Genomic DNA, 21,254 nt, shown 5'->3' with positions numbered 1-21,254 from the left:
TATACTGTTTTTTAGTACCTAGTCCTAATATCGGATGGTGGGATAAATATGAGACGATCAAAAAAAGAGCGTCAGGACCGTCTGAAGCAAACAATCGGAGAAAATCCGTTTATCACCGACGAAGAACTGGCGCAGGAGTTTGGCGTAAGCGTCCAAACGATTCGGCTTGATCGGATGGAGTTATCCATTCCGGAACTGAGGGAACGCATTAAATATGTAGCGGAAAAAAATATGCAGGATGAAGTGCGTTCATTGCCGATCGAAGAAGTTATCGGCGATATTATTGATATTGAATTAGACAAAAGCGCTATTTCTATTTTTGATGTAAAAAAAGAGCATGTCTTTAAACGGAACGGCATTGCACGGGGGCATCATCTGTTTGCCCAGGCGAATTCGCTGGCCGTTGCCGTAATAAATGATGAAATGGCTCTCACAGGCAAAGCGGATATTCGTTTTACACAGCCGGTGAAAGAAAACAGCCGGGTAATCGCCAAAGCGAAGGTGATTCGATCCCAAAAGGGACGAACCATTGTAGAGGTATCCAGTTTCGTCGGCAGTGACCTCGTGTTTCGCGGAGAGTTCTCGATGTTTCGTGCACCATCTGCAGAAAAGGAGGAAATAGATGAAACTCGCAATTGACGCAATGGGCGGTGACCACGCACCGGAGCAAATCATTTTAGGTGTGAATCGGGCATTGAAGGAAATGCCGCAGCTTGAAGTAATGCTTTATGGAGATGAAGAAAAAATCCGGCCGTATTTAGAGGAGAGCAGCCGGGCGCAGGTCGTTCATGCTCCCGATGTGATTCTCGGTACAGACGAGCCGGTCCGGGCTGTGCGGCGGAAAAAACAGTCCTCACTCGTGTTAATGGCAGAGGCTGTTGCAGCTAACGAAGCGGCAGCATGTGTATCAGCAGGCAACACAGGTGCGCTTATGGCTGCAGGATTGTTTGTAGTCGGCCGTATTGACGGAGTAGAACGTCCGGCACTGGCCCCAACGCTTCCGACAATTGACGGCAAAGGATTTGTCATGCTTGATGCCGGTGCTAATTCGGATGCGAAACCTGAGCATCTGCTGCAGTATGCGATCATGGGTTCGGTTTATGCAGAAAAAGTGCGGAGGATCCCTAAACCTCGTGTGGGTCTTTTAAATATCGGAACGGAAGAAAAAAAAGGGAATGATTTAACAAAAGCCGCATACAAACTATTAAGCGAAGCGGCTGATTTGAACTTTATCGGCAACATTGAATCCCGTGAACTGTTAAACGGGGCAGCGGATGTTGTCGTCACAGACGGCTTTACTGGCAATATGGTTTTAAAAACCATTGAAGGCAGCGCATTGTCTGTTTTTTCTATGTTAAAAACCGCTTTGACCGCATCCACTAAATCAAAAATCGGCGCACTGCTGCTTAAAGATGAGCTGTGCGGGCTAAAATCAAAAATGGATTACACAGAGTACGGCGGCGCCGGTTTGTTCGGCTTGAAAGCGCCGGTCATCAAAGCGCACGGTTCATCGGACGCCAACGCCTTTTATCACGCGATCGAACAAGCCTACAAAATGGCACAAGCGAATGTGCCGGCTATTATTGAATCACAAATTGCCACTGGGAAGGAATGACACCATCAATGGGAAAAATCGCATTTGTATTTCCAGGACAAGGCTCTCAAGCCGTCGGAATGGGAAAATCACTTGCTGAGGAGCATGCTTCCATCAAGGAAATGCTTCAACAAGCAGACGAGCGCCTCGGCTACTCGTTAACGGACATTATGTTTAATGGCCCAGAAGAAAAGCTGACACTTACATCAAACGCGCAGCCTGCTCTTTTAGCGCACAGTATGGCTGTTTTAAAACGATTCGAAGAAGAAGGCATTGTGCCGGACTTTACCGCTGGGCACAGCCTTGGTGAATACTCTGCCTTGGCGGCTGCAGGGGCTATTACATACGAAGACGCAGTCTGGGCTGTACATGAGCGCGGCAATTTAATGGAAGCGGCTGTACCGGCTGGAGAAGGCGCGATGGCGGCTGTGCTTGGCATGGACCGCGCGGAGCTGGAAGCAGCCGTTGCAGAAGTTGCGGCAAACGGCCACGTCGTTGCTGCTGCTAACTTCAACTGCCCTGGTCAAATTGTGATCTCAGGGGCAAAAGAAGGCGTAGAGCAGGCATCTGCTCTTTTAAAAGAAAAAGGCGCAAAAAGAGTGATTCCGCTGAATGTGAGCGGTCCATTCCATTCGCCGCTTATGGAGCCGGCTGCTGAAAAGCTGCGCACCGTGCTCGACAAAGCCAATATTCAGTCAAGCCGCGTACCGGTTATTGCCAACGTTGATGCACAGCCAGTAACCGAGGCAGAGGCGATTAAAGAAAATCTTGTGAAACAGCTGTACTCACCTGTTTTATGGGAAGACAGCGTGCAGGCGCTGCTTGATGCAGGAGTCGATACGTTTGTTGAAATTGGTTCAGGTACTGTTTTATCCGGCTTAATTAAAAAAGTAAACCGCCGTGTCCGCACCATTGCAGTGAGCGATGAAGAATCCATTGTAAAAGCAGCGGCAGCTCTAAAGGAGGAAACACAATGAACCTGGAAGGAAAAATAGCTCTTGTTACAGGAGCTTCCCGTGGAATTGGCAAAGCGATCGCACTTGAACTTGCCCGTTTAGGCGCAGACGTGGTCGTGAACTATGCAGGAAGCGAGCAAAAAGCAAAAGAAACAGCCGATGAAATTACAGCGATGGGCCGCCGTTCTTTTATCGTACAGTGTGATATTTCTGATAGTGAAGCAGTAGGGGCGATGGTGAAAGAAACGATTGACCAATTCGGCCGTCTTGATATTTTAGTAAACAACGCGGGAATTACACGCGATAACTTGATGATGCGCATGAAAGAGCAAGAGTGGGACGATGTTATTAACACCAATTTAAAAGGTGTATTCCTTTGCACAAAAGCAGTTACCCGCCAAATGATGAAGCAAAAAAGCGGCCGTATTATTAACATTTCTTCGGTTGTCGGCCGAATCGGCAATGCTGGACAGGCAAATTATACAGCAGCGAAAGCAGGGGTCATTGGGTTAACGAAAGCATCGGCCCGTGAGCTTGCACCACGCGGTATTACAGTGAATGCCCTTGCGCCAGGATTTATTACGACTGACATGACGGATGAACTGCCGGCAGAAGCAAGAGAGCAGTTGATCAGCCAAATTCCGCTTGGCACGCTTGGCGATACAGCCGATATTGCTGCTGCAGCCGCATTTTTAGCTAGTGATGGTGCGAAATACATTACTGGCCAGGTGCTTGGTGTAGACGGCGGCATGGCAATGTAAGAAAAAGCGTGTTTTGGCAGGATGAATCGTCTATAATACTTGAGGGGAGGTGAATATTGTGGCAGATGTATTAGAACGTGTAACGAAAATCATCGTTGATCGTCTAGGTGTAGAAGAATCACAAATCAACCTTGATGCGAAATTCAAGGAAGATCTAGGTGCGGATTCTCTAGACGTAGTTGAGCTTGTAATGGAGCTTGAAGACGAATTCGATATGGAAATTTCCGATGATGACGCGGAAAATATTACGACGGTAGGCGACGCTGTATCGTACATAAACAGCAAAAACTAATCGTCCTTAATGGCAGGCCCGGTGATGCGGGTCTGCTTTTTTCATGCTTTTATTGAATGGAAGCCCAGGAACCGCACGCAGGACCGTAAGGCATTAAGCAGTCCAGGTCAAGCTTTCCCGAAAGTGAAATGGAGGATTGTTAAACGAGTGCGATTCATAAACAGTGTCTTGCGCTTTAATTCTTTTTGCGCTATGCATTTTTTTCGGCTAAACTAATTTTGTGTGCACTTTAACATTGCGGAGGAACCAGAATGAAGAAAACAAATCAGGAGCAGCGATATTCAGAACGGAAAAATAAAGAATTTAAAGAATTCCAGGAAAAAATGGGCATCCATTTTCAAAATGAATCGCTCCTAAAACAGGCTTTTACCCACTCTTCTTATGTGAACGAGCACAGAAGAAAACCATATGAAGACAACGAGCGCCTGGAGTTTTTAGGCGATGCCGTATTAGAGTTGACAGTTTCGCAGTTTTTATATAAAACGTATCCCGTTATGTCAGAAGGAGAGTTAACAAAGCTTCGCGCCGCTGTTGTATGTGAGCCTTCGCTTGTTACATTTGCGAACGAGCTTGAGTTTGGCCGGCTTATTTTACTCGGAAAAGGTGAAGAAATGACAGGCGGAAGAATGCGTCCGGCTTTGCTTGCTGACGTGTTTGAATCTTACATTGGCGCCCTTTATCTTGATCAGGGGATGGATGCCGTCATTCCGTTTTTGGAAAAAATCGTTTTCCCGAAAATCAGTGCAGGAGCGTTTTCACATGTAATGGATTTTAAAAGCCAGCTGCAGGAATTTGTACAGCGTGAATTAAAAGGCTCACCGTCCTACCGGATATTAGAAGAAAAAGGCCCGGCTCATAACAAAGAGTTTATTACGGAAGTATCCTTAAACGGTACAGTACTCGGCACAGGCAGCGGACGCTCTAAAAAAGAAGCAGAGCAATTTGCAGCGCGTATGGCGCTTGAACAGGTAAAACAATCGAAGTAGGAGACAGGTGGAGAAGTATGATCCTGAAAAAGCTTGATATAGCGGGATTTAAATCATTTGCAGGAAAAGTTAGCATTGACTTTATGCCTGGTGTAACAGCAGTAGTGGGACCGAATGGTTCGGGCAAAAGCAATATTACTGAAGCGATTCGCTGGGTACTTGGTGAACAGTCTGCTAAAAACTTGCGTGGCGGAAAAATGGAAGATGTCATCTTTTCGGGAAGTGATTCAAGAAGGCGGCTGAATGAAGCGGACGTGACCATCACGCTCGATAATCGGGACGGGGCGCTTCCGCTTGATTACAGTGAAGTAAGCATCACGCGCCGCGTAAACCGAAATGGCGACAGTGGTTTTTTTATCAACAAGCAAAGCTGCCGCTTAAAAGACATTATTGAACTATTTATGGACTCAGGACTCGGGCGCGGTGCATTTTCAATTATTGGCCAGGGGCGGGTTGATGAAATATTAAACAGCCGTCCTGAAGAGCGGCGGTCTATATTTGAAGAAGCAGCCGGCGTGTTAAAATACAAAACCCGTAAAAAGCAGGCAGAAGTAAAGCTTGCTGAAACAGAAGAGAATCTAAGCCGTGTGCAGGATATTTTATACGAATTAGAGCAGCGGGTAGAACCGCTCGAAATTCAAGCCGCCGCAGCAAAAGATTATCTTGAGAAAAAGGAAGAATTAAAGGAAGTAGAAGCCTCTGTCTGGGCGTATGATCTTGGTGAGTCCCACGCTGAATGGGAAGAGAGAAAAAAAGACCGGGAGCACCAGGAGAAACAGATCGCTTATTTCAGCAGGGAAGCAGAAAGCGCGGAATCTCATATCCGTGCAGTCGAGCAGGAATTAAAAAAGCTGGCTGTTGAGGAAGAAGTGATACAGGAAAAACTTATGGCTGTCGTGGAGTCACTTGAGAAAATTGAAGGAACACGGCGCTTGATGGACGAGCGTCAAAAAAATGCTTCTTATAATGAAGAAAAGCTTGTGAAATCGATAAACGAAGCCAAAGAAAAAGAAGCGGTATTAAAACAAGCGCTGGCAGAAGCGAAAAAGCAGTCTGAGGAGAAAAAACAAGCGCTTGATGTGTTAACAAAACAAGCAGTGGAAAAAGAAGCATTGCTTCGTGCAGCCTCACAAAACAGCAGTGAAACGCTGGAATCTCTTAAAGCTGATTATATTGATCATTTAAGCAAAGAAGCAGCGGCGAAAAATGAGTTGGCTGAAATTGGCCGTCAGCTCGAACGATTAACAGCCCGATTTGAACGGCTCGGCGGACACAACGACCAATATCTTTCTGAACGGGCTGCCCTGCAAAGGGAGCAGGAACAGATCGAGCAGGCTCGTCTTGAGGCAGAGGAAAAGCTCAATGAGCATACAACAGCGTACCGCGAAGCAAAACGGGAGCGTGACAGTGTAAAGGAAAAGCTTGAAAGGAAGCGAAATGCCCTCTATAAAGCCTACCAGATTTTGCAGGAGGCGTCTTCCCGGCGCGACCTTTTAACCTCAATGGAAGAAGATTATTCAGGCTTTTTCTCTGGTGTTAAAGAAGTACTGAAAGAAAAAGGCGGGCGTCTTCCCGGCGTGATTGGCGCTGCTGCACAATTGATCCGGGTACCTAAGCAGTATGAGCTCGCCATTGAAACAGCTCTTGGTGGAGCTCTCCAGCATATTATCGTAGAAGACGAAGCGGCTGCCCGCAAAGCGATTGCTTTTTTAAAGCAGCACAAATTCGGCCGGGCGACTTTTTTACCTCTGTCGACTGTGAAAGAAAAAGTAATCCCTGATCATACATTAGCCCTTGTCCGTCATGAAAACGGCTTTCTTGGAACCGCAGCAGAGCTGACCGATTATGAAGAACGGTACGCCCAGGCAGCGCGTCACCTTCTTGGCAATGTGCTTGTAGCGGATTCTCTTGAAAAAGCCAATCACATTGCACGTAAAATCAACCACCGTTACCGCGTCGTCACGATTGAAGGTGATGTAGTTAATGCGGGCGGCTCGATGACAGGCGGATCTGTGAAAAAAACAGGTGCATCTCTGCTCGGGCGCAAAAATGAACTGGACACGTTAAGTTCCCAAATCGTACAGATGGAGCAAAAAACAGCGCAGGCTGAAAGGGAAGTAAAAGCGCTCCAGGACCGTGCGGCTGAGTGTGATCGGTTAGTCAGCCGCCTTGAAGAAACGGGTGAGCTGTACCGCCAGGGACTTCAGGAAGCGAAAAACCAGCAGCTTGAATGGTCTTTTAATGAACAGTCCATCAATGACCGGCTTGCCGTTTACGATGCGGAAAAAAGAGAATTTCAAGAAGAAAGAGAGCGGCTTCAGAAGCGAGAAAAGGAAGCTTCCCGCTCTTTAGCCGAAAAACAGCAGGCGATTAAACAATTGGATGATCAAATTGCTTTTATTGAAAGAGAGCAAAAGGACGTTACATCAAAGCGGGATGAGCTTACAGAAGAACTTTACACGCTGCGTCCGCAGATTGCCGTGCTTGAAGAGCAGCTTGCGTTCAGCAGACAGCAGGAACAGCGGATCGGGGCAGAGTGGAAAGAGATTCAAAAACAAGTGAAGCAGCTCGAAGAAGAGCAGGCATTTATGAAAGCGGAGCGGTCAAACAGCGGTTCAACCGGCCTGACGCTTGCCCAGGAGGCGGAAGAGCAGGCTGCTGAAAAAGAGCGGCTGATCAAAGGACTTGAATTGCTGAAAAAGGAACGAAGCAGCAAAACACAGAGGCTTGAAGAACAAACAGCCGCCCTTCAGGAGTCCCGCCGTTTATTAAAAGGGTTAACAGAATCGGTACGCGGGCATGATGTAGCCATTGCCCGCTTAGAAGTTGAAATCGATACATGGCTGCAAAAGCTGAATGAGCAATACAGCTTAACCTTCGAAGAAGCACAGCGGCTCTACCCGCTTACTTTGCCGATTGAAGAATCGAGACGGCAGGTCCGGCTCATTAAAAGGGCGATTGAGGAGCTGGGAGATGTAAATCTCGGAGCGATCGAAGAATATGAGATCACGTTTGAACGAGTGACGTTTCTGCGGGGCCAAAAAGAAGATCTTGAAGAAGCAAAGTCAACGCTTCGCGATGTAATGAATGAAATGGATGTTGAAATGACCCGCCGCTTCTCAGAAACATTTGAAGCGATTAAAGCGGAATTTCAGCCGGCTTTTGTCCAGCTGTTTGGCGGAGGACGGGCCGAATTGAAATTGACCGACCCGAAAGATATTTTAAATGCCGGTGTGGATATTTCAGCGATGCCGCCAGGGAAAAAACTGCAGCATTTAAGTCTTTTATCCGGCGGAGAACGTGCTCTTACGGCTATTGCTCTTTTATTTGCTATTTTACGCGTACGCCCGGTTCCGTTTTGTATACTAGATGAAGTAGAAGCAGCACTTGACGAAGCGAACGTGCACAGGTTCAGCCGGTACTTAAAAGAATTCAGTGCGAACACACAGTTTATCGTCATTACACACCGCAAACAAACGATGGAAGAAGCCGATGCGCTCTATGGCGTGGCCATGCAGGAATCCGGCGTAACGAGCCTTGTCTCAGTAAGACTCGAGGAAGCGGCTGTAACGCAGTAAAAGAAAGGATGAAACAAATGAGCTTTTTTAAAAAATTAAAAGAAAAGTTTTCTGGCTCTCAGGAGCAGGAGCAAACAACGGAAAAGTATACAGAAGGGCTGAAAAAATCACGCTCTGGCTTTTCCGAAAAAATGAACAATTTATTTGCCCGCTACCGTAAAATTGATGAAGATTTTTTTGAAGAACTCGAAGAAATCCTGATCGGGGCAGATGTTGGTTTCGATACAGTGATGGAATTGATTGATGAATTAAAAACGGAAGTAAAACGCCAAAACAAAAACGAACCAGAAGCGATCCGCGAAATTATTACCGAGAAGTTTGTTGATATTTATGCGGGTGACAATGAAATGTCTTCAGATCTGAATATGCAGGACGAGGGCTTGACGGTCATTTTATTTGTTGGTGTCAACGGGGTCGGCAAAACCACAACGATCGGCAAGCTTGCCCACCAGTTTAAGGAAGAGGGCAAGAAAGTGATGCTTGCAGCTGGTGATACCTTCCGGGCTGGAGCTATTGAACAGCTTGAAGTATGGGGAGAGCGCACAGGTGTTGATGTGATCAAACAAGCAGAGGGGTCTGATCCAGCAGCAGTTATGTACGATGCCGTACGGGCTGCAAAATCACGACAAGCCGATGTTTTACTGTGTGACACAGCCGGCCGTCTTCAAAACAAAGTAAACTTAATGAATGAGCTTCAAAAAGTAAAGCGTGTCATTGAACGTGAAATTCCTGGCGCTCCGCATGAAGTTCTGCTCGTTGTCGATGCGACAACCGGTCAAAATGCATTGATTCAAGCGAAAACATTTAAAGAGGCGACAGACGTATCCGGCATCGTGCTTACAAAGCTGGATGGAACCGCAAAAGGCGGTATTGTACTGGCGATTCGTAAAGAACTGGGAGTTCCAGTTAAATTTGTAGGTCTTGGTGAAAAAATGGATGATCTGCAGCCGTTTGACGCTGAAAAATATGCGTATGGGCTGTTTACCGAGGCTTTTGAAGAAAGAAAATCAGATACAGAGGAAGATGAAACAGCCGAATAACCGGCTGTTTTTTCCCGTTCTTGACAGACGCAGCCGAAGCAGGTACACTAATTCAGTGTAAAGGTTTTTCACTTAACAAAGGAGGGGCGGCCGTGCTTGAGAAAACAATGCGGATGAATTATCTGTATGACTTTTATCAGATGCTTCTGACCGACAAACAGCGCAGCTACATGTCCCTATACTACTTGGACGATTATTCGCTCGGTGAAATCGCCGAAGAATATGAGGTGAGCCGCCAGGCGGTCTATGATAATATAAAACGCACAGAAGCGATGCTTGAAGAATACGAAGTAAAGCTCGGGCTGCTGAAGAAATTCCAAAAGCGCCAGGCATTTATGAATCAGCTCAAAGAAAGAGCGGATGAAGAAATGCTGAAGATTATCAAGGCAATTGAGGAACTTGAATAGGGGGACTGCATGATGGCATTTGAAGGATTGGCCGAACGGCTGCAAGGAACAATGCAGAAAATCCGCGGCAAAGGAAAAGTATCCGAATCCGATGTAAAAGAAATGATGCGAGAAGTTCGACTGGCTCTTTTAGAAGCGGATGTTAACTTTAAAGTCGTCAAAGAATTCGTGAAAAAAGTCAGTGAGCGTTCCGTCGGCCAAGAAGTGATGAAAAGCTTAACGCCGGGACAGCAGGTTATTAAGGTGGTAAAAGAAGAATTAACCACATTAATGGGCGGGGAAGAAAGCCGTATTGGCACAGCAAAGCGCCCGCCGACCGTGATTATGATGGTAGGGCTACAGGGTGCCGGGAAAACAACGACAACCGGTAAGCTTGCCAACCTGCTTCGCAAAAAATACAACCGCAAGCCGCTTCTTGTAGCAGCCGATGTATACCGCCCGGCGGCTATTAAACAGCTTGAAACGCTCGGCAAACAGCTTAGTATGCCGGTTTTCTCGCTCGGTGACCAGGAAAGTCCGGTTGAAATCGCCAGACAGGCCATTCAAAAAGCGAAAGACGACCATTTGGATTATGTACTCATTGATACAGCCGGCCGCCTTCACATTGACGAAGAATTAATGGACGAGCTGAAACAAATCAAAGAGCTGTCTTCTCCGGAAGAAATTTTTCTAGTGGTCGACTCTATGACCGGACAGGATGCTGTGAATGTCGCTGAAAGCTTTGATGAGCAGCTCGGCATTACAGGTGTTGTCCTTACCAAGCTTGATGGCGATACAAGAGGCGGGGCGGCACTGTCTATCCGTTCTGTTACCGGAAAACCGATTAAGTTTGTCGGGATGGGTGAAAAGCTTGATGCACTTGAGCAGTTTCATCCGGAACGCATGGCATCCCGTATTCTTGGCATGGGTGATGTGCTGTCTCTTATCGAGAAAGCTCAAACGAACGTGGATGAAGCAAAAGCAAAAGAGCTTGAGCAAAAAATGCGGACCATGTCGTTTACTTTCGATGACTTTTTAGATCAGCTTGGACAAGTGCGTTCAATGGGACCGCTTGACGAAATTTTAAAAATGCTGCCAGGCGCGAACAAAATGAAAGGCTTAAACAACATACAGGTGGATGAAAAACAAATCGGCCGTGTGGAAGCCATTATCCGTTCGATGACTGCAGCTGAAAAAAAGCAGCCAGAAATCATTAATTCCGGCCGCCGCAAGCGTATCGCCCGCGGATCAGGCACAACGATCCAGGAAGTAAACCGCCTGTTAAAACAGTTTGAAGACATGAAGAAAATGATGAAACAAATGTCTTCTATGCAGCAAAAAGGAAAGAAAAAAGGCGGTCTGCCAAAGCTTCCTTTTATGTAAGAACAGTGGGATGCAAACTGTAAAGAAAAAACACTTTACAACACTTAAAGTATTTGATATGATTCTATCTTGTGTGAAACTATTTCGGAGGTGCTTATTAGCATGGCAGTAAAAATTCGTTTAAAACGTATGGGTGCAAAAAAATCCCCATTCTATCGTATCGTAGTAGCTGACGCCCGCGCGCCGCGTGATGGCCGTTCAATCGAAACAATCGGAACATACAATCCGGTTGCTCAGCCAGCAGAAGTAAAAATCAATGAAGAGCTTGCGCTTAAATGGCTTCAAGATGGTGCAAAACCATCTGATACTGTTCGCAATCTTTTCTCAAAAGAAGGCATTTTGGAAAAATTCCACAATGCTAAATACAGCAAGTAAGTTATTGCGAAACATCAATTCCCCAAAAGAATCTTTCTTTTGGGGAATTGCCATTTTTGTTCCATAAAAAGGAGCGGTGGGATGCATATTTTACAAACCGTATCAGTCGTTCAAGTGGTGACAGAGTCACTAAAACAAAGCCGTATGAATGCATACGAGCAGCAAAAACGCCGGTTAGAGCGGGAAACAGCCCAGCTGCTGTTTGAAAAGAAAAAAGCGGAGCGCGGCGGCTCCAAGCGGGCGGAAGCGGCGGGCCGTTATCAAATGGAAATTGACCAGCGTCATGAAAAGCTGGAAATGGTTGAATTTCAAATCAGCCAGTTAAAAGGGCTGCCTCTTGGGACAGAATTAAAAGAACGGGATATCCAATCCATTGTGGAAGTTAAGCCCGGAGACCGCTTCTATGGAAAAACCGGCGGCACGATTGTTGTAAAAGATAGCGTCATTGTAGAAATTCGCACCGAGGAGTGAAAAAATGAGCAAGTGGTTTAATGTGGGGAAAATCGTCAATACACATGGTTTGCGGGGAGAAGTCCGCGTCATGTCACAAACAGATTTTCCAGAGAAGCGATTTAAGAAAGGCAGTGAGCTCGCGGTTTTTAAAAAAGGGGATAAAGAAGGCATCCCGGTTACAGTCGCTGCACATCGCACCCATAAAAATTTTGATTTGCTGACTTTCGAAGGGCGTCCCTCCATTGAGGATGTAGAGGCCTTCAAGGGAACGATATTAAAAGTACATGAAACCCACCTTGGCGAGCTGGATGACGGAGAATTTTACCTTCATGAAATCGTCGGCTGTCAGGTGGAAACGATGTCAGGCGATACAGTTGGCAAAGTAACTGAAGTGCTGTCACCGGGTGCAAACGATGTGTGGGTCGTAAAAGGCGAGGGCAAGACATTTTATATCCCTTACATTAATGATGTAGTGAAATCGATCGACAAAGAGAAAAAGCTGATCTTAATCGATCCGATGGAAGGACTGCTTGAATGAAGATCGATGTGCTGACACTATTTCCGGAAATGTTCGAGGGCGTTTTTTCTTCATCCATTATGAAAAAAGCATCCGAAAAAAATAAAGCGTCTTTTCGGGCGGTTAACTTTCGGGATTTTGCGGAAGGAAAGCATAAAGTGGTCGATGATTATCCGTACGGCGGCGGTGCGGGAATGGTGCTTAAGCCACAGCCTCTTTTTGACGCGGTAGAAGCGTTAAAGGGGGAAGCGGAGGCAGCTCCGCGCATTATTTTAATGTGCCCGCAGGGAGAGCGTTATACGCAAAAAAAAGCAGAAGAGCTTTCAAAAGAACAGCATTTGATTTTTTTATGCGGTCATTATGAAGGCTATGATGAACGGGTCCGCAATCACCTTGTAACCGACGAAATTTCGATCGGTGATTACGTGCTGACTGGCGGTGAACTGGGGGCAATGGTCATAGCGGACAGCGTGGTCCGTCTGCTGCCGGGCGTGCTTGGAAATGAACAGTCTGCCGTACTGGATTCATTTTCGTCCGGTATGCTTGAGCACCCCCATTACACACGTCCAGCCGACTTTAGAGGCATGAAGGTGCCGGATGTCCTTCTATCGGGCAATCATAAGCATATTGAAGAGTGGCGTGCAGAGCAGTCGCTTAAGCGCACGTGGGAACGGCGGCCTGATTTGCTGGATTTAATGAATTTAACCGATCAGGAAAAAGAAAAAATTAAGCGATGGGAATCCGAAAAATAACGTTGATTTAGTGGGGAATCTATGATAAAATTTCATAGTCAGTGTGTAAAATAACACGCTGCATTAAAACGGTGTTCCGCTGTCGTGATTGCGCGGGTATGAACATTTGTTAGAAGGAGAGGAAAACACAATGAACCAATTGATTCAAGAATTGACACAAGAGCAGCTTCGTACTGATCTTCCAGCTTTCCGTCCGGGAGACACAGTTCGTGTACACGTTAAAGTTATCGAGGGTACACGTGAGCGTATTCAGGTATTTGAAGGCGTTGTAATCAAGCGTCGCGGCGGCGGCGTAAGCGAAACATTCACAGTCCGCAAGATTTCTTACGGCGTGGGCGTTGAGCGTGCATTCCCGCTTCACACACCAAAAATCGCACAAATCGAAGTTATGCGTCGTGGTAAAGTTCGTCGTGCGAAATTGTACTACTTGCGTAACCTACGCGGTAAAGCAGCGCGTATTAAAGAAATTCGATAATAAGAGAGCAAAGGAGTCTGCCTGCAGACTCCTTTTTCTTTCAGGTTTTACGACCATCATGATATGATAAGTGTACTTGAATTGAAGGTGGTGCCAGCATGGCTAAAGGAAAAAATGAATTTTGGGAATGGACGAAAGCGCTGCTGATCGCGGTCGGGCTTGCTGCCCTGATCCGGTATTTTATATTTGCGCCGATTGTGGTCGACGGTCTTTCGATGATGCCGACACTTGAAAGCGGGGATCGGATGATTGTGAATAAACTTGGTGATCCGGACCGTTTCGACATTGTCGTATTTCATGCGCCCGAACAGAAAGATTACATAAAACGAGTCATAGGTCTTCCGGGAGACACCATTGAGTATAAAAATGACGTTTTATACGTGAATGGGAAAGCTATAGAAGAACCGTATTTGGATGAATATAAGAGCGAAGTAACCGACGGTCCATTGACCCCTGACTTTACGTTAGCTGAAATTACCGGCCAGGAAACCGTGCCGGAAGGCGAGATTTTTGTGATGGGCGACAATCGCCGTTTCAGTAAAGACAGCCGCCATATCGGTACTGTTAAAATTGATGAGATTGTCGGTGAAACCAGACTTGTTTACTGGCCGTTTGACCAAATTCATCTTGTAGAATAAACGGACTCGAAAGGAATGTGTACGCTTGACAATACAATGGTTTCCAGGCCATATGGCCAAAGCAAGACGGCAGGTAACAGAGAAATTAAAACTCGTTGATATCATTTTTGAATTGGTGGATGCGCGCCTGCCTTTGTCTTCGCGCAATCCGATGATCGATGAGATTTTAAACCAGAAGCCGCGGCTTGTCATCTTAAACAAAGAGGATATGGCAGATCCGGTTATGACAAAAGAGTGGATTGCTTACTTCAAAGAAAAAGGCATTGAAGCCGTTTCGGTGAATTCGCAGGCGGGCAGCGGACTCGACAAAATTGTAAAAGCAGCTGAGAGCATTTTAAAAGAAAAATGGGATCGAATGCGCGCACGGGGAATGAAGCCGCGGGCAATAAGAGCGATGATTGTTGGTATTCCAAATGTCGGCAAGTCAACACTCATTAACCGGATTGCAAAAAAAAATATTGCCAAAACCGGTAATATGCCAGGCGTAACAAAAGCACAGCAGTGGATTAAAACGGCTAAAAACCTGGAGCTTTTGGATACGCCGGGTATTTTATGGCCAAAGTTCGAAGACCCGGAAATCGGCTACAAATTGGCCTTGACGGGTGCCATAAAAGACGCGATCTTGAATTTGCAGGATGTGGCGATCTGGGGGCTTCGTTTTTTAGAGAGCGAGTATCCGTCGCGGCTTCAAGAGCGCTATGGCTACAGAGAACTTCCGGAAGACATGGCGGTTGTTTTTGAACAAATTGGTGAACGGCGCGGCTGCCTGTCTACAGGAGGCGGCATTGATTACGACAAGGTAACGGATGTAATTATTCGTGATGTGCGTACAACGCAGTTTGGCCGCCTTACGTTTGATATTCCGCCACAAAAAGCGTGAAGGACTTCCTTCACGTTTTTTTGTGGAAAAAAAAGAAAAAAAGCCGATAATACAGATAAGGAGCCAAGAAAACATGTGCAAGGAAACGATTACCCAAATTAAACAGCAGCTCGCAGCTGTCAGCAGCTTAGAAGACAAACAGCTGGCCCGGTGGGAGAAAGATGAAAGAAGGGGCGTACAGGCAGCTGTGAAAGCGTGCAGGCGCCGTCTTCAAAAGAAAAAGGATGAACAGGAGCGCCTGAAGCAAATGATGGCGTATGAGCGGGCAGCAATGAAGCGGGGGATGCAAAGCATTGCCGGCATTGATGAAGCGGGCAGAGGGCCCCTTGCAGGCCCTGTAGTAGCTGCTGCATGTATTCTGCCGGATGGTTTTTTGCCAGAAGGATTAAATGACTCTAAAAAAATAAAAGAATCCATCCGTGATGAACTATATGCGCTGATAATAGAAAAAGCGGCAGTCGGCGTCGGTATTGTCAGCGCAGAAGAAATTGACCGAATCAATATTTACGAAGCTGCTAAAAAAGCGATGATGCTTGCAGTAGAATCACTTCCAAAGCAGCCGGATCACCTGCTTGTCGATGCGATGACGCTGCCGGCTGCCATCAGCCAGGAGGCTATTATAAAAGGGGACGCTAAAAGTGCGTCTATTGCCGCAGCGTCTATTATTGCCAAGGTAACTCGTGACCGGCTCATGAAAGAATATGCAGCCCAATTTCCCGGCTATGGATTTGAAAAGAATATGGGATATGGCACGAAAGAGCATATTGAAGGATTAAAGCAATTTGGCGTAACGCCGCAGCACCGCAAAACATTTGCGCCTGTAAAAGATATGCACACACTATAAAAAGCAGGAGGAGCATTCTATGGAAATTGGGCAGCAGGCCCTTCAAAGAGGCGTGCGGCTGCAAGAGGCGCGCAGCCCGATTGACATATTGAAAGAAGGTCATATTTTTTCTGGTAAAACCATCAAGCTTTTACCCGGACAAATGGCTGAAATCGCAGCGCTTGGCCAAAAGCTGACCGCACAGCTTGAAACACCGCTGCAAGCAGGAGAGCGCTACACGTTTCAAGTGGTTTCTTTGGATCGGGGTGTTTCACTCCGTGTACTTGCAGAAAACCCGGCAGCAAAGCTTCCAGCCGATCAAGTGTCTGTCCTGCTTGAAAAAATGGGACTGCAGCCAACGAAAGAAAACATGGCTTTTACAGCAGCAGCTCTCCAAAATGGAACAGCTCTTTCAAAATCTCTGATCCAAACCGCTTCAGGATGGCTTGGGAAGTCTGGAGCAGAAGGGATAGAAGTAGTCCGATTTATGCTGAGCCGTCATTTGCCGATAACAGAAAATGTTTTCCAGTCCCTGGCGGCTGCCCGTTCAACGGGTTCGATGACCGAAAAATTAGGTTCTTTACAGCAATTACTCGTACAAAATGGCTTTAAACAATCAGAGGCAGCCAAAGCGATTGGCCGCCTGCTTGGTGAAACAGCAGAGACATTTGCTTTTAAAGGCACAGCCAATGAAAAAGCGGTTCAGCTGGCTTCAGCGCTGCAAGGTACCGATACGCCCGAAAAAGCGGCAGCCATCCGGGTACTCGGCCAATCAATGGCTGCAAATCCTTCTTTAGCAGCCCAGCATGGAGAAGCACTGCTTGCCGGGATTGCCAGAAGCTCTGAGCCATCTTTGAACCAGAAGACGGAACTTCGCCCTGTCCAGCTGCTTAAACAAGCACTGTCCCAGCTGACTGGAAGTTCTGTGTCTGAAAAAGCAGTTACCGCTTTTAAGCAGGCTCTTTCTTTATCCCTCCCTCTTGGGCATCCCGAACGACCGGCTTTGATGCAGCAGTTGGCACAGCTCGCAGACGGGTTTGAAACGGGACAGTCCCTTTCTCAAAGAACGGCTGCATCCTTGCTTCAGCTGGCTTCTTCTGCCGCTGTATCCCTTCCTGACCAGGCCGCGGCAAGAATGGCTGTATTGATCGGTACCGATGCGCTTTCTTTTGAGGAACCGCCGGCAAGTTCGGTTCTACGTGATGCCTTCCGCTTTCTTGGAGTGGACCACGAAGCCGTTCTTGCCTCGAGAGAAAATATCCAAAACGCTCCGCAGACTGTTAAGCAGGAGCTGATCAAGCTCATGTCAGATACAATGCCGGCACCCATTAAAGAAGCTGCTGAGCAGTTGGTTGGCCGTCTTAATGCACAGCATATTTTGTCTGCCGAATCTGGCCCTGTTCAGCAGCTGGTGCTGCAGTCTCCCCTGCAATTTGGTGAATTTAAAGGCGATGTGACGATCAAGTGGGAAGGAAAGAAAAAAGCAGACGGAAAAATTGACGCTGATTTTTGCCGTGTATTGTTTTATGTGGAAATGCCGCGTTTAAAACAAACGGTCATTGACATGCAGGTGCAAAACCGGATTGTGTATTTGCACATTGCCGCGGAAATTCCGGGCCCGCTGCTGAAAAAAATAAGCAGCCCGGCTGTTGATTCGTTGAAAGAGGCCCTTGAAGCAGGCGGATACCGCTTGTCTGGCGTTTCGTTCAAGGAACCAGCGGCGCTGGAAAAGGAAAAGCCGCCGCTTGCCCGCATTATGGATGATGATCGTTATATGGGGGTGGATATACGCATATGAACCAGCCAAACCGGAGGCAGGCCGCCGCTCTTTCTTATAATCCAGACTCAGTGGGAGCACCAGTTGTAAAAGCAAAAGGGAAAGGACTCATCGCTGATCAAATTATTGCCTCTGCAAAAGAAAATAATATTCCGATACAAGAAGATCCAGGGCTTGTTGAGCTGCTGGGACAACTCGAAATAAATGAAGCGATTCCAGAAGATTTATATCAAGCGGTAGCCGAAGTATTCGCATTTGTATACCGTCTTGATCAGTCCCTTGATAAATAAACATTGTAAGCGTTTTGCGAAAAATGTCTGTTCTTGAAAAAAGAACAGATTTTTTATGTTCAAAACCTGGACATAATTCAGATTTTTCTCTACAATGAAGTCGCAGTCTGTTTTGCAAAAAGACTATGTTTTGAGACCGATAGGAGGCTGGAAGATGAATATTCATGAGTATCAAGGGAAAGAAGTTCTCAGAAGCTACGGCGTTGCCGTGCCGAATGGGAAAGTTGCGTTTTCCGTTGAAGAAGCGGTTGAAGCAGCAAAAGAACTTGGCACAGCAGTAAACGTTGTCAAAGCACAGATTCATGCGGGCGGCCGCGGAAAAGCGGGCGGCGTTAAAGTCGCAAAGAATCTCGATGAAGTACGTACATATGCACAAGAAATCCTCGGTAAAGTGTTAGTCACGCACCAGACAGGTCCTGAAGGCAAAGAAGTAAAGCGCCTTCTTATTGAAGAAGGATGCGACATTCAAAAAGAATACTATATCGGCTTAGTGCTGGACCGCGCAACGTCTCAAGTTGTTTTAATGGCATCTGAAGAAGGCGGAACAGAGATTGAAGAAGTAGCCGAAGCAACACCAGAAAAAATCTTTAAAGAGTATATTGACCCAGTAACTGGCCTTAGCGCATACCAGGCCCGCCGTATTGCGTTCAATATCAATATTCCGAAAGAACTTGTTGGACAAGCTGTTAAATTTATGATGAGCCTTTACACTGCGTTTGTAGAAAAAGACTGCTCTATTGCTGAAATTAACCCGCTTGTTGTAACAGGTGATGGAAAAGTAATGGCGCTGGATGCAAAATTGAATTTTGATTCAAATGCTCTATACCGTCATAAAGACATTTTAGAATATCGTGATCTTGAAGAAGAAGATGCAAAAGAAATCGAAGCATCAAAATATGACCTCAGCTACATTGCCCTTGATGGAAATATCGGCTGCATGGTAAACGGTGCAGGTCTTGCCATGGCAACGATGGATATTATCAAGCATTATGGCGGCGATCCGGCTAACTTCCTTGATGTTGGGGGCGGCGCAACAGCTGAAAAAGTAACAGAAGCATTTAAAATTATTTTGTCTGATGAAAATGTAAAGGGTATTTTCGTTAACATTTTCGGCGGCATTATGAAATGTGACGTTATTGCAACAGGTGTGGTAGAAGCTGCGAAGCAGGTAAGCCTGTCCGTACCACTTGTTGTGCGTTTAGAAGGTACGAATGTAGATGCCGGTAAAGCAATCTTGAACGAGTCAGGTCTTGACATCGTTTCAGCAGATTCTATGGCAGATGGCGCGCAAAAGATCGTTAGTCTCGTAAAATAATCAGGATGTTGACAATAGAAAGGCAGGTATAGGCATGAGTGTATTCATTAATAAAGATACAAAGGTAATTGTTCAGGGCATCACGGGCTCTACTGCCCTTTTCCATACAAAACAAATGCTTGAATATGGAACGAAAATTGTTGGCGGTGTTACTCCTGGTAAGGGCGGCACTGAAGTAGAAGGCGTACCGGTATTTAATACGCTTCAAGAAGCCGTGCAGGCAACAGGTGCCAACGCGTCTGTTATTTACGTACCGGCTCCATTCGCAGCAGATGCGATTTTGGAAGCGGTTGACGCAAATCTTGACCTTGCTATTTGTATTACAGAACATATCCCAGTACTCGACATGGTAAAAGTAAAACGTTATATGCAAGGTAAGAAAACGCGCCTTGTTGGGCCAAACTGCCCAGGTGTTATCACACCGGATGAGTGCAAAATCGGTATCATGCCAGGGTATATCCATACAAAAGGCCATGTTGGTGTTGTATCACGCTCCGGCACACTTACGTACGAAGCTGTACACCAGTTAACACAAGCAGGAATCGGCCAGTCTACAGCTGTTGGTATCGGCGGTGACCCGGTGAACGGAACAGACTTTATTGATGTCTTAAAAGCATTCAATGAAGATCCGGAAACAAAAGCCGTTATCATGATTGGTGAAATCGGCGGTACAGCAGAAGAAGAAGCAGCCGAGTGGGTAAAAGCCAACATGACGAAACCAGTTGTCGGCTTTATCGGCGGACGTACAGCGCCTCCAGGAAAGCGTATGGGCCATGCTGGTGCGATTATTTCAGGTGGTAAAGGAACAGCTGACGAAAAAATCCGTGTTATGAACGAATGCGGCATTCAAGTAGCGGAAACTCCGTCTGTTATGGGTGAAACATTAATTAAAGTTCTTGAGCAGCAAGGACTTTTAGAAGAATGCAAAACACATTAATCGAAAACGAAGACGCCTGAGTTACTCAGGCGTCTCTCTTTGCATGTATTAAGGGAGGGAAATGCGTTGCACCATACAACTAAGCATCTTTTAAAACTGCAGTACTGTCCAGGTATCAGCTGGAAAGACCAATATGTATTATTAAAAAATGATCCTTATTTAAGCCATCTTCCCCGCATGACAGCCGCAGAATTTGCTGCCGCCACAAACCGTTCGATTGGACAAGCAGAAACCATTTTAAGCGGGTTTCATTCTCTTTCCTATCATCATCTTTATTCTTCTTTATTGGAGTCCTCTACAACCTTTATTCCCATTTTTGACCCGCAATATCCTGAACCATTAAAAATGCTCCCACAGCCTCCATGGGGCTTATTTGCTATGGGAGAAACGGCCCTTATGAGCAGCCGGAATATGCTTGCTGTTGTGGGGGCCCGTGATGGAAATGAATACGGAAAACAAGTACTGCAAATGCTGGTCCCTGCTTTAGTCAAAAGAAATATTGCAATCGTCAGCGGGCTTGCTAAAGGAATCGACGCTTTTTCACATGAAGCTGCCCTTCGGGCAGGCGGCAAAACGATTGCGGTTATTGCGGGCGGATTTAGTCATTTCTACCCAAAAGAAAACAAACCATTAGCACATCGCATTTCCAGGCAAGGTCTTATTTTGTCTGAATACGCACCGAACCGAAAGCCGGAGAAATGGCAATTTCCAGCTCGAAATCGGATCATCAGTGGATTATCAAAGGGTGTGTTAGTCGTACAAGCAGCTAAAAAAAGCGGTTCACTTATCACTGCTTCTTTTGCACTTGAACAAGGCATTGACGTATTTGCAGTACCAGGACCAATTACTCATCCGCTTTCGGAAGGTGTGCATGCTCTAATTGCGGATGGAGCCAAAATTGTTCATGGTGCTGACGATATTTTATCGGAATGGAGGCAGGAATAAAAAAACTTTTCGCGAAAACAGTTGCAATTCAGGTTTATATCATATAAATTTTGCAACAGAATGATTTTTACAAACCATGTCCTGTTTTGTAATAAATAGAG

23 protein-coding genes are annotated in these 21,254 nt (G+C 46.2%); all 23 read left to right on the top strand.

What is annotated here, in order from left to right:
- The first annotated feature begins 48 nt into the window (after positions 1-48).
- The 23 genes from fapR to dprA all read left to right on the top strand — a co-directional run bounded on the left by fapR (position 49) and on the right by dprA (position 21,153).
- Positions 49-639: a transcription factor FapR gene (gene fapR / locus RRU94_RS19800; protein ID WP_315692562.1), complete on the top strand. Its 591-nt coding sequence runs from the start codon at positions 49-51 to the stop codon at positions 637-639.
- Complete coding sequence (gene plsX / locus RRU94_RS19795) at positions 623-1,615, top strand: phosphate acyltransferase PlsX (protein ID WP_315692561.1); 993 nt, start codon at positions 623-625, stop codon at positions 1,613-1,615. The genes fapR and plsX overlap by 17 nt, the downstream gene beginning before the upstream one ends.
- A gap of 8 nt (positions 1,616-1,623) precedes the next feature.
- Complete coding sequence (gene fabD, locus RRU94_RS19790; protein WP_315692560.1) at positions 1,624-2,571, top strand: ACP S-malonyltransferase; 948 nt, start codon at positions 1,624-1,626, stop codon at positions 2,569-2,571.
- Positions 2,568-3,311, top strand: coding sequence for a 3-oxoacyl-[acyl-carrier-protein] reductase (gene fabG, locus RRU94_RS19785; RefSeq protein WP_315692559.1), 744 nt, complete (start codon positions 2,568-2,570; stop codon positions 3,309-3,311). The genes fabD and fabG overlap by 4 nt, the downstream gene beginning before the upstream one ends.
- Before the next feature lie 58 nt (positions 3,312-3,369).
- Positions 3,370-3,603 carry an acyl carrier protein gene (gene acpP, locus RRU94_RS19780; RefSeq protein ID WP_251270269.1) on the top strand — a complete coding sequence of 78 codons (234 nt, stop codon included), beginning with the start codon at positions 3,370-3,372 and terminating at the stop codon, positions 3,601-3,603.
- Between the two features lie 251 nt (positions 3,604-3,854).
- Positions 3,855-4,589: a ribonuclease III gene (rnc, locus tag RRU94_RS19775; protein ID WP_315692558.1), complete on the top strand. Its 735-nt coding sequence runs from the start codon at positions 3,855-3,857 to the stop codon at positions 4,587-4,589.
- A 17-nt stretch (positions 4,590-4,606) separates the two neighbouring features.
- On the top strand, positions 4,607-8,167 hold the full coding sequence (smc, locus tag RRU94_RS19770; RefSeq protein WP_315692557.1) for a chromosome segregation protein SMC: 3,561 nt from the start codon (positions 4,607-4,609) through the stop codon (positions 8,165-8,167).
- 17 nt (positions 8,168-8,184) lie between these two features.
- Positions 8,185-9,207 (top strand): signal recognition particle-docking protein FtsY, encoded by a 1,023-nt coding sequence (gene ftsY / locus RRU94_RS19765; protein ID WP_315692556.1) that lies wholly within the window; start codon positions 8,185-8,187, stop codon positions 9,205-9,207.
- A 92-nt stretch (positions 9,208-9,299) separates the two neighbouring features.
- Positions 9,300-9,614 (top strand): putative DNA-binding protein, encoded by a 315-nt coding sequence (locus tag RRU94_RS19760; RefSeq protein ID WP_242232453.1) that lies wholly within the window; start codon positions 9,300-9,302, stop codon positions 9,612-9,614.
- A gap of 12 nt (positions 9,615-9,626) precedes the next feature.
- Complete coding sequence (gene ffh, locus RRU94_RS19755; protein WP_315696062.1) at positions 9,627-10,976, top strand: signal recognition particle protein; 1,350 nt, start codon at positions 9,627-9,629, stop codon at positions 10,974-10,976.
- Between the two features lie 102 nt (positions 10,977-11,078).
- Positions 11,079-11,351, top strand: a complete 273-nt coding sequence (rpsP, locus tag RRU94_RS19750) for a 30S ribosomal protein S16 (protein ID WP_046175080.1) — start codon at positions 11,079-11,081, stop codon at positions 11,349-11,351.
- A gap of 81 nt (positions 11,352-11,432) precedes the next feature.
- Positions 11,433-11,822, top strand: coding sequence for a YlqD family protein (locus RRU94_RS19745; RefSeq protein ID WP_315692554.1), 390 nt, complete (start codon positions 11,433-11,435; stop codon positions 11,820-11,822).
- Between the two features lie 4 nt (positions 11,823-11,826).
- The gene (gene rimM / locus RRU94_RS19740) at positions 11,827-12,342 is read left to right on the top strand and encodes a ribosome maturation factor RimM (protein ID WP_315692553.1); all 516 of its coding nucleotides are present in this window, start codon (positions 11,827-11,829) and stop codon (positions 12,340-12,342) included.
- Positions 12,339-13,073, top strand: coding sequence for a tRNA (guanosine(37)-N1)-methyltransferase TrmD (gene trmD / locus RRU94_RS19735; protein ID WP_315692552.1), 735 nt, complete (start codon positions 12,339-12,341; stop codon positions 13,071-13,073). The genes rimM and trmD overlap by 4 nt, the downstream gene beginning before the upstream one ends.
- 130 nt (positions 13,074-13,203) lie before the next feature.
- Positions 13,204-13,548: a 50S ribosomal protein L19 gene (gene rplS, locus RRU94_RS19730; protein WP_315696060.1), complete on the top strand. Its 345-nt coding sequence runs from the start codon at positions 13,204-13,206 to the stop codon at positions 13,546-13,548.
- A 98-nt stretch (positions 13,549-13,646) separates the two neighbouring features.
- On the top strand, positions 13,647-14,186 hold the full coding sequence (lepB, locus tag RRU94_RS19725) for a signal peptidase I (protein WP_315692551.1): 540 nt from the start codon (positions 13,647-13,649) through the stop codon (positions 14,184-14,186).
- A 25-nt stretch (positions 14,187-14,211) separates the two neighbouring features.
- The gene (gene ylqF, locus RRU94_RS19720) at positions 14,212-15,066 is read left to right on the top strand and encodes a ribosome biogenesis GTPase YlqF (protein WP_315692550.1); all 855 of its coding nucleotides are present in this window, start codon (positions 14,212-14,214) and stop codon (positions 15,064-15,066) included.
- Between the two features lie 73 nt (positions 15,067-15,139).
- The gene (locus RRU94_RS19715; protein WP_315692549.1) at positions 15,140-15,910 is read left to right on the top strand and encodes a ribonuclease HII; all 771 of its coding nucleotides are present in this window, start codon (positions 15,140-15,142) and stop codon (positions 15,908-15,910) included.
- A 19-nt stretch (positions 15,911-15,929) separates the two neighbouring features.
- Positions 15,930-17,687 carry a hypothetical protein gene (locus tag RRU94_RS19710; RefSeq protein WP_315692548.1) on the top strand — a complete coding sequence of 586 codons (1,758 nt, stop codon included), beginning with the start codon at positions 15,930-15,932 and terminating at the stop codon, positions 17,685-17,687.
- The gene (locus RRU94_RS19705; protein WP_309087069.1) at positions 17,684-17,956 is read left to right on the top strand and encodes an EscU/YscU/HrcU family type III secretion system export apparatus switch protein; all 273 of its coding nucleotides are present in this window, start codon (positions 17,684-17,686) and stop codon (positions 17,954-17,956) included. The genes RRU94_RS19710 and RRU94_RS19705 overlap by 4 nt, the downstream gene beginning before the upstream one ends.
- A 154-nt stretch (positions 17,957-18,110) precedes the next feature.
- Positions 18,111-19,271: an ADP-forming succinate--CoA ligase subunit beta gene (gene sucC / locus RRU94_RS19700; RefSeq protein WP_242232064.1), complete on the top strand. Its 1,161-nt coding sequence runs from the start codon at positions 18,111-18,113 to the stop codon at positions 19,269-19,271.
- A 34-nt stretch (positions 19,272-19,305) separates the two neighbouring features.
- A complete protein-coding gene (sucD, locus tag RRU94_RS19695; protein ID WP_242232063.1) occupies positions 19,306-20,208 on the top strand; it encodes a succinate--CoA ligase subunit alpha in 903 nt (300 codons plus the stop codon).
- A gap of 66 nt (positions 20,209-20,274) precedes the next feature.
- The gene (dprA, locus tag RRU94_RS19690; protein WP_315692546.1) at positions 20,275-21,153 is read left to right on the top strand and encodes a DNA-processing protein DprA; all 879 of its coding nucleotides are present in this window, start codon (positions 20,275-20,277) and stop codon (positions 21,151-21,153) included.
- Positions 21,154-21,254: the final 101 nt, after the last annotated feature.

Origin of the sequence: Domibacillus sp. DTU_2020_1001157_1_SI_ALB_TIR_016, assembly GCF_032341995.1 — a bacterium.
GTDB lineage: Bacteria > Bacillota > Bacilli > Bacillales > Domibacillaceae > Domibacillus > Domibacillus indicus_A.
This window is presented reverse-complemented; position numbering and strand designations above follow the sequence as displayed.

Coding starts and splice junctions, on each gene's coding strand:
- fapR (WP_315692562.1), top strand. CDS start 49: ATGAGACGATCAAAAAAAGAGCGTCAGGACCGTCTGAAGCAAACAATC.
- plsX (WP_315692561.1), top strand. CDS start 623: ATGAAACTCGCAATTGACGCAATGGGCGGTGACCACGCACCGGAGCAA.
- fabD (WP_315692560.1), top strand. CDS start 1,624: ATGGGAAAAATCGCATTTGTATTTCCAGGACAAGGCTCTCAAGCCGTC.
- fabG (WP_315692559.1), top strand. CDS start 2,568: ATGAACCTGGAAGGAAAAATAGCTCTTGTTACAGGAGCTTCCCGTGGA.
- rnc (WP_315692558.1), top strand. CDS start 3,855: ATGAAGAAAACAAATCAGGAGCAGCGATATTCAGAACGGAAAAATAAA.
- smc (WP_315692557.1), top strand. CDS start 4,607: ATGATCCTGAAAAAGCTTGATATAGCGGGATTTAAATCATTTGCAGGA.
- ftsY (WP_315692556.1), top strand. CDS start 8,185: ATGAGCTTTTTTAAAAAATTAAAAGAAAAGTTTTCTGGCTCTCAGGAG.
- ffh (WP_315696062.1), top strand. CDS start 9,627: ATGGCATTTGAAGGATTGGCCGAACGGCTGCAAGGAACAATGCAGAAA.
- rpsP (WP_046175080.1), top strand. CDS start 11,079: ATGGCAGTAAAAATTCGTTTAAAACGTATGGGTGCAAAAAAATCCCCA.
- RRU94_RS19745 (WP_315692554.1), top strand. CDS start 11,433: ATGCATATTTTACAAACCGTATCAGTCGTTCAAGTGGTGACAGAGTCA.
- rimM (WP_315692553.1), top strand. CDS start 11,827: ATGAGCAAGTGGTTTAATGTGGGGAAAATCGTCAATACACATGGTTTG.
- trmD (WP_315692552.1), top strand. CDS start 12,339: ATGAAGATCGATGTGCTGACACTATTTCCGGAAATGTTCGAGGGCGTT.
- rplS (WP_315696060.1), top strand. CDS start 13,204: ATGAACCAATTGATTCAAGAATTGACACAAGAGCAGCTTCGTACTGAT.
- lepB (WP_315692551.1), top strand. CDS start 13,647: ATGGCTAAAGGAAAAAATGAATTTTGGGAATGGACGAAAGCGCTGCTG.
- RRU94_RS19715 (WP_315692549.1), top strand. CDS start 15,140: ATGTGCAAGGAAACGATTACCCAAATTAAACAGCAGCTCGCAGCTGTC.
- RRU94_RS19710 (WP_315692548.1), top strand. CDS start 15,930: ATGGAAATTGGGCAGCAGGCCCTTCAAAGAGGCGTGCGGCTGCAAGAG.
- RRU94_RS19705 (WP_309087069.1), top strand. CDS start 17,684: ATGAACCAGCCAAACCGGAGGCAGGCCGCCGCTCTTTCTTATAATCCA.
- sucC (WP_242232064.1), top strand. CDS start 18,111: ATGAATATTCATGAGTATCAAGGGAAAGAAGTTCTCAGAAGCTACGGC.
- sucD (WP_242232063.1), top strand. CDS start 19,306: ATGAGTGTATTCATTAATAAAGATACAAAGGTAATTGTTCAGGGCATC.